This window comes from Chroogloeocystis siderophila 5.2 s.c.1 (genome assembly GCF_001904655.1).
Lineage (GTDB): Bacteria > Cyanobacteriota > Cyanobacteriia > Cyanobacteriales > Chroococcidiopsidaceae > Chroogloeocystis > Chroogloeocystis siderophila.
Genome location: NZ_MRCC01000003.1, coordinates 98995 through 114222, shown reverse-complemented (window position 1 = coordinate 114222; position 15228 = coordinate 98995). Strand labels below are relative to the sequence as shown.

General features: G+C 43.7%; 13 protein-coding genes. 3 read left to right on the top strand and 10 right to left on the bottom strand.

The window, feature by feature from the left end; all coding sequences use genetic code 11:
- Positions 1-52: 52 nt before the first annotated feature.
- The 4 genes from NIES1031_RS03895 to NIES1031_RS03880 form a co-directional block, all read right to left on the bottom strand.
- Positions 53-2287 carry a glycoside hydrolase family 57 protein gene (locus NIES1031_RS03895; protein ID WP_073548193.1) on the bottom strand — a complete coding sequence of 745 codons (2235 nt, stop codon included), beginning with the start codon at positions 2285-2287 and terminating at the stop codon, positions 53-55.
- Positions 2288-2408: 121 nt separating this feature from the next.
- Entirely contained in the window at positions 2409-2639 is a 231-nt protein-coding gene (locus tag NIES1031_RS03890) for a NifU family protein (protein WP_073548192.1), read from the bottom strand.
- Positions 2640-2722: 83 nt separating this feature from the next.
- Entirely contained in the window at positions 2723-3379 is a 657-nt protein-coding gene (locus NIES1031_RS03885) for a DUF3386 domain-containing protein (protein ID WP_073548191.1), read from the bottom strand.
- Between the two features lie 105 nt (positions 3380-3484).
- Positions 3485-4756, bottom strand: a complete 1272-nt coding sequence (locus NIES1031_RS03880) for an S-layer homology domain-containing protein (protein ID WP_407919480.1) — start codon at positions 4754-4756, stop codon at positions 3485-3487.
- Between the two features lie 365 nt (positions 4757-5121).
- Here NIES1031_RS03880 and NIES1031_RS03875 point away from each other — a divergent pair, with 365 nt between their 5' ends.
- Positions 5122-6285, top strand: coding sequence for a histidine kinase (locus tag NIES1031_RS03875; protein WP_073548189.1), 1164 nt, complete (start codon positions 5122-5124; stop codon positions 6283-6285).
- A 187-nt stretch (positions 6286-6472) separates the two neighbouring features.
- On the opposite strand, the gene mutT is transcribed toward NIES1031_RS03875, so the two are convergent.
- The 5 genes from mutT to dpsA form a co-directional block, all read right to left on the bottom strand.
- Positions 6473-6883 carry an 8-oxo-dGTP diphosphatase MutT gene (gene mutT, locus NIES1031_RS03870; RefSeq protein ID WP_073548188.1) on the bottom strand — a complete coding sequence of 137 codons (411 nt, stop codon included), beginning with the start codon at positions 6881-6883 and terminating at the stop codon, positions 6473-6475.
- A 189-nt stretch (positions 6884-7072) separates the two neighbouring features.
- Complete coding sequence (locus NIES1031_RS03865; RefSeq protein ID WP_073548187.1) at positions 7073-7417, bottom strand: DUF760 domain-containing protein; 345 nt, start codon at positions 7415-7417, stop codon at positions 7073-7075.
- A 256-nt stretch (positions 7418-7673) separates the two neighbouring features.
- Positions 7674-8630, bottom strand: a complete 957-nt coding sequence (locus tag NIES1031_RS03860) for an RNA polymerase sigma factor, RpoD/SigA family (RefSeq protein ID WP_073548186.1) — start codon at positions 8628-8630, stop codon at positions 7674-7676.
- Positions 8631-9405: 775 nt separating this feature from the next.
- A complete protein-coding gene (gene carB / locus NIES1031_RS03855; protein WP_073548185.1) occupies positions 9406-12702 on the bottom strand; it encodes a carbamoyl-phosphate synthase large subunit in 3297 nt (1098 codons plus the stop codon).
- Between the two features lie 252 nt (positions 12703-12954).
- A complete protein-coding gene (gene dpsA, locus NIES1031_RS03850; protein WP_015190955.1) occupies positions 12955-13512 on the bottom strand; it encodes a DNA starvation/stress protection protein DpsA in 558 nt (185 codons plus the stop codon).
- 275 nt (positions 13513-13787) lie between these two features.
- Between dpsA and NIES1031_RS03845 the strand changes: the two genes are divergently transcribed.
- Complete coding sequence (locus NIES1031_RS03845) at positions 13788-14048, top strand: Asr1405/Asl0597 family protein (protein ID WP_073548184.1); 261 nt, start codon at positions 13788-13790, stop codon at positions 14046-14048.
- A 27-nt stretch (positions 14049-14075) separates the two neighbouring features.
- On the top strand, positions 14076-14702 hold the full coding sequence (locus NIES1031_RS03840; RefSeq protein WP_073548183.1) for a (2Fe-2S) ferredoxin domain-containing protein: 627 nt from the start codon (positions 14076-14078) through the stop codon (positions 14700-14702).
- A 123-nt stretch (positions 14703-14825) separates the two neighbouring features.
- On the opposite strand, the gene NIES1031_RS03835 is transcribed toward NIES1031_RS03840, so the two are convergent.
- Entirely contained in the window at positions 14826-15062 is a 237-nt protein-coding gene (locus NIES1031_RS03835) for a hypothetical protein (RefSeq protein ID WP_218596656.1), read from the bottom strand.
- Positions 15063-15228 lie beyond the last annotated feature (166 nt).

The following is a 15228-nucleotide window of genomic DNA, read 5'->3' as shown; positions in this document are numbered from 1 at the left end:
ATAGAGTTTGAAACCCTGAACTATAATAAGCACTCCCATTAAAATAATTTTTCTAAGGCACCTCAATCGGAATTAAAGTGTTTTCTGGTAAGTAACTGCGAAAACTGCCTTCATCAGCTAGCACTAAGACTAACCGTAATGGATAATCTGGAGGCATTTGCAAATCAGCCCACGGTACGGCAATTTCCAAGCATTTATTCAGTGCTACGCTAGCGCGACTATAACGCGGATGCCATTGATGATGTTCTCCAGCTTCTTGAAAATGAACTGATTGCGTGAGCAAATTGATTTCTAGCTGGTGATGATACAAATAGTTGAGTGGAGCTTCATTCGGTATATCTTCTAGTGGCACTGGGCTATTGTGCATCGTGCGATCAGGATAAAACCACAGTAAGTGTAACTCTGAAGGCAAATCGCGCCCTGGTTGTACACCCTGTTTTAAATCGACTCGTAGGTAGAAATTCAGGTGATCTACCCCATACCATAGACGCTGGATTGCACTGCTTTTGTGCATTGTTCCCCGCGCCCCACCAACTTCTAAACGCCCAGCACGATCCCAATCTTGCTCATCACCCATACCGTCAATAACAGGATGAATAAAGCCTTGGGGTCGATGATCGCCTAGGGCTTCATGCGATTCTACAGGTTGACGCAAATACGGCGGAATAGGCTCATTTAGTGCTTGATAGATACCGCACAAATGTTCGCGAAATAGTTGGTCAAAAATAGCATCTTGATTCGATGTATGACCTTCACCAAACCACCAAAACCAATCAGAACCTTCAGCAGCATACAAAGCTTCCCACGCTTCGGGATTGTTTTCTTCCGTTGCTTCAGGATGTTTAGCAAGTAAAGATCTAGCTTCCGCTAGCATATCCCAAGCGCGATTCTTTGCAGGATCGCCAATCCACGTTGTAAAACTACCATCTACCCAGGAACCGCTGTGTAATTGTTCTCCTGGAATCGTTGCAGTTGGGGGGAATTTTTCCAGGAATTCTGAAACAGTGACAAGTTTGATCTGTGGATGATCGCTGAGAGTTTGATATAAATTCTCTAAGAAAGGCTTACCATCTTGCGGGTAAAACTCCCAGCAGTTTTCGCCATCAAGCGCGATTGTGACTAACCACGGCTGATCGGGTTGACGGTGTTTATGCGAGTGCGCGATCGCTTCTAAGTGTCCGACTAAATCTGTTGCTGCTTGTTTAGCTGGCATGGAGCCATAAGTAAAACCAATTAAATCAGACAAACGGTGATCGCGAAAGACAATTACTAAATCACCTGCGGCAGTTTCTAAACGATACGGACGATAAAGCAACTCAGGTTCGCATACATTACCCGCGCCATCACGATGGAAAAAGTGGTGCAGTGTCCAACCTAATACAGCTTCATCCGAAACGATCCAGTTGAATCCTTGTTTAACAATGTAAGGTAAAATCTCAGGACTCACCGATTGTTCTGAAGGCCATAAACCACGAGGTTCTCGTCCAAAGCGATCTTGATACAATTCCCACGCTTTATACAAGTGCCGAGGAATATCTTCTGCCCATTGAAATCGGCGTTGGGGCAATGTCATACTGGGTACAGCTACGCGCCCCGAATTGGTATCGGCAAGTAATGGTAAAATTGGGTGCATGTAAGGCGTTGTCGTAACTTCCAACTGTCCTGCATTCTGCATTTCACGATGCTGGGGGATAATTCTACTCAGAATATCGCGTTGCTTAGAATAAATTCGCTGGCGATCGCTTAAAGTAAAATTCCGCCCTTGCTGTAACCACGCAGCGATTTCTGGATCGTCCCAAAAGAGCGGATCGATCCACGCCAGATTGTGCCACGCCAATAAATCGCTATAGTCTTGTAACTGCCAATTTTCTAAACACCACGCTTTCCCCTTGTCTTGTCTTTGGTGGTACAACTCGGCATAACGCGGGTGCGGGTCAATTAACGTGTGGTGATTCGCATCAAAAAAATGCTCGATGATAAATTGTCGTTGTTCCTGAGAAAGTTGTTCGGTTGGCGTCAAGCTGACAGCTAAATACGGGTCAAACGCCGTGCCAGCGATATAGTCTTCGAGTTGCAAAATCAACGAAGGAACCAAGTTAACAGTTTGATGCAACTTTGGATAGCGTGCTAGCAGTAATACTAAATCTAAATAATCTTTTGTACCATGCAGCCGTACCCAAGGCAGTCGGTATTGACTATGTGCAGACAACGAAATGCTGCTATCTCGACCTTTGTACAGTGGCTGATGTTGGTGCCAAATCAATGCAACGTATAGAGGATGCGCCATAAGCTAGGGGCTAGAGGCTAGACTTTACTAGGTTTATCAGGAAGCCAGAAAAATTATTATATTTTCTTAACCACTTTAGCCTAATATGCTTTCCTAGTCCCTAGTCCCTTTTACCTATTGACTACAGCACTTGCTCAACTTCCGCAATTTCTGGAATCATTTCGCGTAGACGGCGCTCGATGCCCATTCTCAACGTCATTGTCGAACTGGGACAAGCACCACACGCGCCTTGAAGCCGTAACTTGACTACAGGACCGTCTAGTTCAACCAACTCGACGTTACCGCCATCAGACATCAGGTAAGGACGCAATTCATCCAGAACTGTTTCTACATTGTTTACTGTCAGTTCCATTGATTTAGACCTCGTTCAGCTTATAAATTGTTAATAACTCGATCCTAGATCTAATTTATAATCGTCCGCAGCCAGTGAATTAATTATGCCTCGACAGTCGCGGGTTCGAGTAACTTGATATTTGAGAAATTAAATTCCGTCGTGGTGCGTTCTCCATTTTCATACGAATGAATAACTTGCTTTGTCATCACATAGTAGTCGCCTACTTTTTCGTAGGTATCTTCAAACTTTAATACTCGGATGACATCGTTCGTTTGGGGATTGCGGAATACAGCATCGTAGCGCGAAGCAACGTAACCATTTCCCGTATCTAAACTTTCATGCGTATCAATAACGAACGCCATACGTCCCATAACGCGGCTAACTTGGCAAATTTCTGTACCGCGAATTTTGTAGTTAGACCCCATTGAATCGCCCTTCACGAGGATCTCAACCGCCCCAGAAGCATCGGTTTCACCTAAGTTGAACTCGTGCTTGCTATGCGATTGCTCGAAACTAGAGCGCTTGCGGTGTGTAACAATATCGCGTAACTGCGTGTAGATACTTTCTTGCACTTCTTCGTTGTCAATACCAGTAACTTCCACACTCCAATCGCGATTGATGCGTATGTGACCTGTATAAACTTCAGAATCTTGCTTTAACTCGACATCAGCACTATAGCCAGGAAAGTTTTCATCCCAGGTGTAGCGATTCTCGTAAGCAGTTTTAAATAGTTCAGTGGCGTTTAATTGTTGTGTCATTTTGATCGTTCTGATTTCAACCTTACTATTATCTCTTGTGGAGGGGTGAGGGGTGAGGAATAGATTACTGATGATTTGGGGAGTGATAAGCAATATTACACTTTTTTATTCGCTAGCTGGAGATTCTGATGTTGCTTGTGATGGACTTGATTGCTGTAGTCTTAGTACATCTTGCGCCGAAACGCCTTCGCTTGCGGTACCAATGTACCAGAGTGCAGCTGCGGCTTCTGCACGAGTGACGGTTTTCTTGGGTTGAAACAGCGTTGTGTAGCCAAAAACACGGCGAATGTTTGCGCGATCGCTATTTTGAAAATCGGCTAAAACGGCTTGTAATGCTCTCGGTTCAATTTTTGCCGCATCTTGAAAACCCCAAGTTTGCTGTACTGCGTCTACGGAAGCATTGGGGAGTGAGGCGCGAGTATCGATAGGGACTTTCCAAAGAATCATTTGTTCGCGCGTCAGCGGTGCATCAGGGCGAAATAGCACGGTTGTTGAACTTCCTGACAGGAAACTAGGAATTAATCCTGCTTCGGCTAAGCCTTGAATTGCTGCAAAATCTGGATCAGAAGCTGATACATCCTGAAACGCTGGTTGCGTCGAGGCGGATGCTTTGCGAATTTGTTTTGCAGGGTTATCCACATAAAATCGATTATTAGCAGCAACTAGCCACCGCGCATACTCGCGCCGCGTGACAGTCTTATTCGGTTCAAATTGACTCGCTGAATTACTTTTAGATGTTGCTTGCAATGGTAATACACCTAATGCGCTCAAGTCTTGAAGATACTGGCGCAGTTCTTGCGGTACTTGGTTGATGTCATTAAAAGATTGTGCTGCTGTTGGTTGTGTAGTATTATTGTTTATCGTCTGTGCAGTGCTATTAGCTTGCTGTAGTGGCACCGGTCCAATAAAATCTGGATCTCCTGGTTGCGGTACACTAGCTTGCTCAGAAGCATCTGGTGATGTACTAGTTGCGACAGTTGTATCGCGCGTATATTGCAGCGTGAATTCAGTATTTCCTGCTGTATTTGGCTGCGCAGTGCTGCTTTGATTAGGTGCAGGAATTGTGACTGTGACGCGTAACTCATCGCGCTGTGCTTCTAAAATGCCTTCTTGTTCACTCGGACGCACCTCCCAGTTGTTTGCTTGAAATTGGTTCTTATAAAAGCTTTGAACGACATTGATCGGATCGGGAGTTATCCAGCGCGTTTGTGAGGCTGTGACTTGCTGCAACTGCGCATTAGGATAGCGCGGAATTTCTGCGGGGAAGTCTGCTGGTAGCTGAATATTGGTATTCGCAGCAGCTTGATTACTGTTATTATTACTATTACCAAAGGCGATCACTGAGTTGTCCTGGAGCCTGGGATCTGCTGCAAGCATTTGCTCTAGGTTTCTGCCAGATTGATTGTTAGCACAGGCACTTACAGATGCCAGTAATACAGCTATACTAGCTATCTTGAAAAAGCATCTTGAGGTCAACACAGTCATTTAGAGAGAATACCATCATTTCCTACGCTAGCGTAATTTGGCAAGAGTCGCTGCGCCTATTGACGGCAGTTGGCTATTCACTAACAATTTTCGCGTATAATTCTTTGCTAGAGATAAAAAAATGTAATGAAAGTGTCGATGCGAGTTGAAATACTTGTGACTAACAATATTGGTATACAAAATGCAAAATAAATATTAAATTTAAGAATAAGACAACTGGCAAGCTTAACCTGTTTCCCGTGCTGCAACAAAATTTCATGCAGGTTTTCCCTCAAAAGCTTAGTGACTCTCACGCACCACTTCAACTATTGCTGTTTGTTGATGAACGTTCCGGTTCTCAGCAACAGATTCAGCAGATTTATCACTATCTCAAAGAGTTACAAGAGGAGTATGCCTTTGAACTCCAGAGTATTGATGTTAGCGAACAGCCATATTTTGCAGAACACTTTAAATTAGTTGCCACTCCAGCACTTATTAAAATTTATCCAGAACCACGGCAAACATTAGCAGGAAGTAATTTAATTGCTCAGTTACAATTATGGTGGCCACGCTGGCAACAAGCGGTAGCAGAAAAACTTCAGTCCCAAAACGCTAAGCCAGAAATTGTAAAATCGCCACAAAACGAAATGCGTTCGATTGCTGATTCGGCTGAAGTCATTTTAATGGCAGACGAAATTTTCAGTCTCAAACGCGAGCAAGAAAAGCTCTTAGAACAGCTACAGTTTAAAGATCAAGTGATTGCCATGTTGGCGCATGATTTGCGCAATCCTTTAACCGCAGTCTCAATCGCGCTAGAAACGCTAGAAGCAAGTTTGACACGCGAAGGGCAAACGCCACTTTCATCAAGCCTTGTCGCACAGTTGTTTAAGCAAGCACGAACGCAAACGCGGTTAATTGATAAGATGATTGCTGGGCTATTACAAGTAGCGCGAGGAACCGCCGCAGAATTAGATATTCAACCACAAAAATTAGAGCTAGAAAAACTGTGTCATGATGTCCTTTCGCAGTTGAACGATCGCGCGAATGCGAAAAGTTTAAAAATCGAAACTGATATTCCCCGCGATTTACCACGAACTTATGCGGATCAAGAAAAAGTCCGCCAGGTGCTGATTAACCTGGTTGACAATGCAATTAAATACACGCCCTCTAATGGCACAATTCGCTTATCTGCGCTACACCGCACGACGCAAAAAATTCAATTAAGTGTTTGCGATACAGGCCCAGGTATTCCTGAAGAAAACCGCGATCGCATTTTTGAAGACCGTTTTCGTCTAGAAAGAGACAAAGCAAAGGATGGTTATGGTATTGGTCTATGTTTATGTCAGCGAATAATTCGCGCACATTATGGGCAAATCTGGGTTGATTGTCCTCCCATAGGCGGTTCTTGTTTTCACTTCACTTTGCCAGTTTATCCGAATTGAGATGCCTTCCGATACATAAACTAAAGTGCGCAAAGGCGTACTCAAGAGTCGGAGTTTTAAGGAATTATGCTATGTTGTACCGTTGTCCACGTAGGTAAACTTTGTTTACCTAGCGGCGAATTCATGCGTCGATTATTTTCTTCTTATTGTGTTTATTGTGTACGACCAACTTAAGAATGACAAACACCTACTTTCTACTTGCAGCGTACTGTTTAATTGCAGCAATAATTTGAGTGTTAGCTGTAGGAAAAGAATATTGCTCGATTTCATCTAAACTCACCCACCGCACTTCATCACATTCAATAGGTTTTGGCTCACCAGCAAGATGGCAGCAGAAATGTACAGTCAATGTGACTTGTAAATGTGGATAAGTGTAGTCAATTGTCATCAAATGTTCGCCAACCGCAATATCAATTCCTAATTCTTCTTTGATTTCTCTTTTAATACACGCTTCTAAGGTTTCTCCTGGCTCAATTTTGCCTCCAGGAAATTCCCACAACCCGCCTAAACTTCCTTCTGGACGACGGCGATCTATCAAGATTTGTTCACGGTCATTCCAAATCACACCGACACCGATAATCTTATGCGGAATCGTCACCCAGAAACCTCACATACACTTGTAGACTAGCTTGTAAATTACAATACCAGAGGTTAGAGATTAGGAAGATACTGCCTCCAAGTTATATAACTCGGTTAAACGATTTCGCTCACCGAGTTCTCTGATTATACAAAGTGCTTAGTTTTTCACTGACATTTTAAGATCTAACGTACATTAAAGACGCTGTAGTTACTCATGTGCAGAGTGACTCGCTTCAGCCGCTTGCAGGGACTTTTCAAAAAGCATTCTTTGTTCGGCGTTGCGTAAGAAATAGCCGCTGATCATTGCCGAGGCTAGCAATCTTCCCAGGTTCTCGCGAGTGGTTGTAATGCTGACGTTAAAGTGTTCTGGAGGCAGGTTACCTAATAACCCAATTATATTACGCTCCATAATTTGAAACACTTCGCCAGATGTGGGCTTAGATAACTGGTTAACGGTTTCTGGACTTAGCTTTTGAACGTATTGCCACAGCAAGTTACCGTTTTCGGACTCGCCATCAAAGAATTCTGAGACTTGGTTAGATACGTCGCTCACTTTGTACCTCCGGTTTAGCAATAGCTTCTTGCTCTTATTCAAGAGCAGTTCACTTTGCTATTAACAATTTGCCTAACTGTTGTCTTCTGCGAACTAATGTAACAAGCTACGTAGATTCTGGTTGTTGGTGAAACCGAACAGGATGTTGACGGATTCTCTCACCCTGAGAAGACAAGGGTAGGTGGGTAGAGGGAAAAGCATTTTCGTCTCTGCCACACTTCTACTGCTTCACTAGCCACTCACCACTCGTTCCTTTCTAACTTGCTAAATATTGATCCATATCAGCTTTGCGCTTACGAAGTTTTGTGAGGGCTTCGCGTTCTATTTGGCGGACACGTTCGCGACTAATGTTAAGGCGATCGCCAATTTTTGCGAGTGTCATCGACTGTCCATCGACTAAACCAAATCGAAGTGATAAAACCTCGCGTTGCTGGGGTGTCAGATCCGCCATCATGCGCTCAATATCAGTAGACATACACGATTGCAGCACAAAATCATCAGGAGAAACACCCGTATCTTCTAAGAGTTCTCCGAGTTCTGTATCGTGGTTATCTCCTACGCGTAGGTCTAGTGATAGTGGTAGGCGCGCGCGTTCTAAATATTCTCTGACTTGCTTGGGAGACAATTCTAACTCGGCTGCTAATTCAGAAACTGTCGCCGCACGTCCTAATTGTTGCGATAGCTGTCGTTGGGCTTTTTTGATTTTATTTAGCTTTTCGGTGATGTGAATAGGCAACCGAATTGTACGACCCTTTTCGGCGATCGCGCGTGTTATCGCTTGGCGAATCCACCAGTATGCATACGTTGAGAAGCGATACCCTTTTGTGGGGTCAAACTTTTCTACCCCACGCTGCATTCCGATCGTGCCTTCTTGAATCAAGTCTAATAAATCTACGTTCCGCTTGATATATTTTTTGGCTACCGACACAACCAATCGGAGATTTGCCTCTACCATTTTACGTTTGGCAATTTCTCCGAGCGCGATCGCTTTACTGAGTTCAGCAGAATCGAGTCCCGCAGATGCCGCCCACTCCTCTAGTGTTGGTTCTCGATTTAACTGCGCACTGAGTGACTCTTTAATTTCTTGTAAGGCAGTTGAGCGCTGCACTTGTTTGCCATACAATATTTCTTGCTCGTGCGTTAAAAGTGGTACACGACCAATTTCTCGCAAATAAGTCCGCACAAGGTCTGTGGCTGTCTGAGCAGTCTTCATGGCACTACGCTGGTAAATTGATAATCAAAAGGTTGGCGAGATGGTGCGAGCATTGGCTGGCAACTTTTATGCAAAGTCACACACAACAAAAACTAGAAGCTTGATTAACTATGAACGATTTTGTGTTTGACTCAGAAATTTAACCTACATTTAAATTTGAAGGCGATAACTTCAGACAAAGTAGTTAAAACCTCTTGTCGCGTCATCACTTCATTAAATCTGAACGCTCCTATGTTAACTATTGTAACCTTTATTAGTCCAGTGCTGCTAATTTCAGTATTTAAACTTTCAGGTTAACTGCGCTTCTCACGCTGCTTTGGGACTCCTCACCGTTCTTGTTGCTGAACCGCTCTATGATAAAGTTGGTCTGATTTTTCACTTCAGCCTAACGAATAACTGATTTGACAATTGCATCTTGGAAAACAAAATGCGGTTAATTTCAAGCTAATTTTTTACAAGTTGTACTTAGAATGTTTATTTTAATGCAGGAATCTGTTTTTCTACCGTAATTTTGTTTTCTACACATTTCTTTACATTTCTCTGATTGAAAATGAGAGCTAAGGTTTTCAGATAAGCTTAATTACTTGATGGTTATCATAGGTAGCTCAACGTTTAAATACTTTTACAAATGTCAACTACCAAGTCACTAAAATACTGGATATTAAATGATACAGCAATATCCCTAGATAAGTTATAGAGTTTCTAAACTTTTTAGATTTTCAGAAGTGGTGTTTTGCTGCGAAACACCACTTTGAGCAATAACTACTACAGATGCTTACTTGTTAGCACCAATGTAGTCTTGGATTGCTTTTACCTCTAACGAAGTTGCTTGTAAAGAACGAATAGCAGCAGCTGTCGCTTTCGCACCAGCGATCGTGGTGATAATTGGAATTTTGTAACCGAGTGCGGTGCGACGAATCAAACGCGCATCCGTCTGGGCTTCTTCACCAGAGGGAGTATTGATAATCAGTTGAATTTGTTGGTTTTTAATTGCGTCCAAAACGTTTGGACGTCCCTCATGAAGTTTGAGAATTAACTCAACATCTAAACCATGTTCTTTAAGAACCCGCCGCGTACCGTCAGTTGCAACAACCTTAAAGCCCAACTCGATAAAATCTTTGACAACTGGAACAACCAGGGACTTATCGCGATCGCTCATCGAAACAAACACCATACCTTGACGCGGTAGTATTTCCCCAGCGCCTAACTCGGCTTTAGCAAATGCTTTACCAAAATCGCTATCAATGCCCATTACTTCACCCGTCGAGCGCATTTCTGGTCCTAGAATTGTGTCTGTACCAGGAAATTTATTAAATGGCAGTACGGCTTCTTTAACGGCAATGTGATTTGGTAAGGGTTCCTGGGTAAAGTTGAGCGATTCTAACGTTTCACCCGACATAATCAATGATGCCATTTTTGCCAGTGGGATACCCGTTGTTTTGGAGACAAAAGGTACTGTCCGCGAAGCACGGGGATTTGCTTCTAAGATGTAAACTTGAGGATTGTAGCTGTGCGCGCCAACAACGGCGAATTGAATGTTCATTAATCCGACGACTTGGAGTCGTTGCGCGAGTTGTACAGTCCAAGTGCGGATTTTGTTTAATACTGACGATGGTAGCGAGATGGCAGGTAAAGAACACGCCGAATCGCCAGAGTGAATTCCGGCTTGTTCGATGTGTTCCATAATTCCGCCGATGACAACTTTACCTGTGCTGTCGGCGATCGCATCGACATCGACTTCAATCGCGTTTTCTAAAAACTTATCGATTAAAATCGGGTGATCTGGCTCGACTTGTACTGCAAATGTCATGTAGCGTTCGAGATCTGCATCCGAGTAAACAATTTCCATCGCCCGTCCGCCTAAGACATAACTCGGACGCACAACAACTGGATACCCAATGCGACTTGCGATTACCAGCGCATCTTGATAACTCCGTGCAATTCCATTCGGCGGTTGCGCAATATCTAACTCGTTTAATATTTTCTCAAATCGTTCGCGGTCTTCAGCCGTATCGATCGAATCTGGAGAAGTTCCCCAAATTTTGGTAATTGGTGATTGGTTGTCTGTTGCTCCTATTACTGATGACCCATTACCAACTTTGCTTAAATACTCTTGCAGGGGTACTGCTAATTTGAGTGGTGTTTGTCCGCCAAATTGAATGATGATTCCTACTGGCTGTTCTGCCTCAATAATGTTTAAAACATCTTCTTTGGTAAGCGGTTCAAAGTAAAGGCGATCGCTCGTATCGTAGTCTGTCGAGACGGTTTCAGGGTTCGAGTTGACCATAATTGTTTCAAACCCTGCGGCTTTAAGCGCATAGCTTGCGTGACAACAGCAATAATCAAACTCAATACCTTGTCCGATCCGGTTAGGACCACCACCGAGAATCATGACTTTTTGTTTATCCGACGGTTGCACTTCGGATTCTTCTTCGTAAGTAGAGTAGTGGTAAGGAGTATACGCCTCAAATTCAGCGGCGCAGGTATCTACTGTTTTGTAAACGGGGATAACACCGAGTTGTTTGCGACACGTGCGTACCGCGTCTTCGGTTGTTTTCGTTGCAAACGCAATTTGGCGATCGCTAAATCCTTGACGTTTTACTTCATAGAATTGCTCTTTTGTCAACTTCTCCAACGGCGTCCGCTTGAGGAATTTCTCAGTTTCGAGCAACTGTTGCATTTTATCTAAGAACCAAGGATCGATACCTGTAAGCTCGTAAATATCCTCAGCACTTAGTCCTAACTGCATTGCGTGACGCACCGCAAAGATTCGTTCAGGATTTGGTGTTCGCAGTTGCGCGCGAATTTGTTCGCCGCTAGGAAGTTTTTCAGCGCGATCGCATCCCCAGCCTGCGCGTCCGGTTTCGAGCGATCGCAGTGCTTTTTGGAACGATTCTTGAAACGTCCGTCCAATTGCCATTGCTTCCCCAACTGACTTCATCTGTGTTGTCAGTACAGGTTCAGAACCAGGGAATTTTTCAAACGCAAACCGAGGAATTTTTGTGACGACATAATCAATTGTTGGTTCAAACGACGCGGGTGTTTTCTTCGTGATGTCGTTTTTGATTTCGTCTAGCGTGTAGCCAACAGCTAGTTTGGCGGCGAATTTGGCGATCGGGAAACCTGTAGCTTTAGACGCTAAAGCTGAACTGCGCGAAACGCGGGGATTCATTTCAATCACGATCACATTGCCATCAACCGGATTCACCGCGAATTGAATATTAGAACCACCCGTTTCTACACCAATTTCGCGAATAATCCGAATCGAAGCATCGCGGAGGCGCTGGTATTCTTTATCTGTCAAGGTTTGGGCAGGCGCAACCGTAATCGAATCGCCGGTGTGAATTCCCATCGGGTCGAGGTTTTCAATCGAGCAGATAATCACGACATTATCTGCCAAGTCGCGCATCACTTCGAGTTCGTATTCTTTCCAGCCAAGGAGTGACTGTTCGATTAAAATTTGGGAAACTGGACTTGCGTCAATTCCCCCTTGTGCCATCGTTTCAAATTCTTCTTGGTTGTAAGCAATACCACCACCAGTACCACCCATCGTAAACGCAGGGCGAATAATCAGGGGGTAGCTACCAATTTGTTTAGCGATCGCTCTTGCTTCATCGACTGTAGAAGCGATACCAGAAGGACACACGCCCACTCCGATTTTCTCCATCGCTTCTTTAAAGAGTTGGCGATCTTCTGCTTTTTCAATTGCAGGTAGCTTCGCGCCAATTAACTCGACACCGTATTTTTCTAAAACTCCATTCTTGGATAAAGCTACAGCAATATTCAGCGCAGTTTGTCCGCCCATTGTTGGTAGCAAAGCTTCAGGGCGTTCTTTAGCAATAATTTTCTCGACTATTTCCGGTGTCAGCGGTTCAATATACGTTCTATCTGCTGTTTCCGGATCGGTCATAATCGTCGCCGGATTCGAGTTTACCAGCACCACCTGATATCCTTCTTCGCGGAGTGCTTTACAGGCTTGCGTACCGGAGTAATCAAACTCGCAAGCTTGTCCAATCACAATTGGACCGGAACCAAGCAATAGAATTTTATGGATATCGTCACGGCGGGGCATAGTCTTTCTACCTAGAGAAGGAAATTTTGAATCCTGATTATTTTAAGCGGCATTGCCCCTATTAATTGTGGTTTATTTAGCAAGTTTTCTAAGATTTGATGACTTAACTAGGGGTCAGGGGTTGGAGGTCAGAGAAGAAATTTATTGCCATGACTTACTCTGCTAACCACTTCTTTCACTCACCCCTCAACGCCACTTGCACTCAACGGAGGAAACCTCCGCAACGCAGTGGCTTTCCCTCGCCCCTCATCCCTAGTTACTATTACCGTTACCCATAAATCCCAATGTAAGACTGTCATGGGCAAGGAAGTGTGCTAAGTGATATGCTCTTTCTTCTGTTTCTAGCAAGATCTTTTCGTATAGATGACGCGTAGCGCGATCGCCTAAACTTTCGGCTTGGGCTGCTTGGCGACGAATCAAGCTGATAATTGCTTGTTCCGCAGCGAGGTCATGTTCGACCATTTGGCGACAGGAAAACACGCCATCGGGTTCTTGTTCAAAGCAGCAGAGTTCCGCCAACTTGCTAAATGTTGCAGCGGGGACACCGCCAATACCATCCAAACGTTCGCCAACGTCATGGACGTGTTCTTGTACTTCGTCGTAGCTTTCGTTGAAGAATTGATGTAGTTGGTAAAATTCTGCGCCTTCAACGACAAAATGATGTTTTTGATATTGAATGTACAAAGCCTGGAAGCTAGCTAAGGCGGCGTTCAAGCCCTCGCAGATTGGCTCTGTTACTGAACGATCTAGCAGGACGGGGTTGTCGTACACCTGCCCGAAGTTACGTAATACAGTTCGAGTTTCAGCCATATATTTCCTCTCTTTTTGAGCATTGTATTGCAGGAACACGCCTGCTCAACGTAGCATCCAGTACCATTCTAGTTTGCTGTAACCCCTGCGAGCGTTGCGATCGCTTTACTTTAGCGTTTACAAAGTCTTCACATACCACCCAATTTGCTTTTTTTTCGCAAATGTTTTGAGAATTATTCGCAGTTAATGTATTCTAGATTTAAAGTTAAATTTTCCTGCGTTTCAGCACAAAGGAAATCGGCTGCAATCGGTTGGGTTTACTTAACGGAGCTTTCATGGAGGAAGTTGTCTTGACATCGGGGGCTAGTTTGAATGTCGGCGAGACAGTGGAAGTAAACGGTATAGATAGATGGCAAATTTACCAACGACTACAAGAGCTTGCAATTCCTTGTTGGTGTGTCACAAATCAACCATTACGAGTTCGCGTTGTTGATGTCACTACCGCAATTCAACTTTGGAGTGTATCAAGACAATTCAAAATGTCCCGTCATGATTTAGTTTGCTGGTTAGAGCGCTGCTGGGAACAGAATTTTTAAGACAATTTAAGTATAAGGTAAATAGAAATGGGTAAATTCAAAAGCAAAAAAGTATCAGATTTTACGTTAGAAGGGCGCTTTTTGAATTTTATTTTAGAAGATGGCTATAAGCTCAAATATCTGCGCATAGCTAGTGCAGATGGTGAATACTGGATTAAACCTTGCAAAGAGCTACGAGAGCAAGAGTTACAATTGATACCAGGCGATTGGATACAAGTATTAGGCGAGCGCAAGCTCGACTTAAAAACGGGCAAACTCAAACTTAAAGCTGCACAAGTTACGCGCACAACGCCTCACGCGCCAGAGGATGTGACTTCAAAAGTAGCACCAAGTAAAAAGAAAGCAAATATCTTGGTTTGTCAAAAGTCTAGCTGTATGAAGCGGGGCGGTACAGCAGTCTGTCAAGCATTACAAGCAACTTTAAGCGATCGCGGTTTAGAAAACGAAGTCGCGATTAAAGGTACAGGCTGTCTCAAGCAATGCAAAGCGGGTCCCAATATTGTGATGCCCGATAAAACCCGTTACAGCCGCATTCAAGCCGCAGAAATTCCCCAAGTTATTGATAAACACTTTGCAACTGTGGGCGATGCTCCAAAAGCAGAGCCAGAAAAAGTTTCAGTGAATGTAACAGAAGTTTTAGTCTCTACCAATTGAGAAAGTATCACAAGTAATTGAGAACAGAATAATTCAAATAAATTTTCAGTTTAATTTCATCATTAATTTTGTGTAGGTGACGCGATCGCTGGTCATCCGCAGTATTAGCATGTTTCATCAGACTTAACTTCTTTCGAGGTAATGCTCAACCATTTTCAGTGCCAAGATATCAGGATAGCTCGCAACTTTAGCTTTCCACTGCTGAATTAGTGTTTCACCATACAACGGAATGCCTACTAATGTTTCAGACATTGCTTTCATCAATGGTGATTGAATGTCAGACCATTCTAGGATAGTTAAAATATCCTTTTTCCATTGTGCGATCGTGACGTGACCAAATTGGCACTCAACTTTGTTCACAATATAACTTTCTGCAAACCGACCCTCGCTGTGATCGCCCAAAATCCAAAGTCTCTCGGAACCTTGATTTTGCTGACGTGCAAGTTGTAATTCTTCTTCAGAAGGTAACTCATCGATTGATTTCTATCGTTCACGGATCTTCGTGTTTTGAATCAGGATATAAATC

Excerpts from the sequence above, each read along its gene's own strand:
- NIES1031_RS03895 (WP_073548193.1), bottom strand. The coding sequence starts at position 2,287 with ATGGCGCATCCTCTATACGTTGCATTGATTTGGCACCAACATCAGCCA.
- NIES1031_RS03890 (WP_073548192.1), bottom strand. The coding sequence starts at position 2,639 with ATGGAACTGACAGTAAACAATGTAGAAACAGTTCTGGATGAATTGCGT.
- NIES1031_RS03885 (WP_073548191.1), bottom strand. The coding sequence starts at position 3,379 with ATGACACAACAATTAAACGCCACTGAACTATTTAAAACTGCTTACGAG.
- NIES1031_RS03880 (WP_407919480.1), bottom strand. The coding sequence starts at position 4,756 with ATGCTTGCAGCAGATCCCAGGCTCCAGGACAACTCAGTGATCGCCTTT.
- NIES1031_RS03875 (WP_073548189.1), top strand. The coding sequence starts at position 5,122 with ATGCAGGTTTTCCCTCAAAAGCTTAGTGACTCTCACGCACCACTTCAA.
- NIES1031_RS03860 (WP_073548186.1), bottom strand. The coding sequence starts at position 8,630 with ATGAAGACTGCTCAGACAGCCACAGACCTTGTGCGGACTTATTTGCGA.
- carB (WP_073548185.1), bottom strand. The coding sequence starts at position 12,702 with ATGCCCCGCCGTGACGATATCCATAAAATTCTATTGCTTGGTTCCGGT.
- dpsA (WP_015190955.1), bottom strand. The coding sequence starts at position 13,512 with ATGGCTGAAACTCGAACTGTATTACGTAACTTCGGGCAGGTGTACGAC.
- NIES1031_RS03845 (WP_073548184.1), top strand. The coding sequence starts at position 13,788 with ATGGAGGAAGTTGTCTTGACATCGGGGGCTAGTTTGAATGTCGGCGAG.
- NIES1031_RS03840 (WP_073548183.1), top strand. The coding sequence starts at position 14,076 with ATGGGTAAATTCAAAAGCAAAAAAGTATCAGATTTTACGTTAGAAGGG.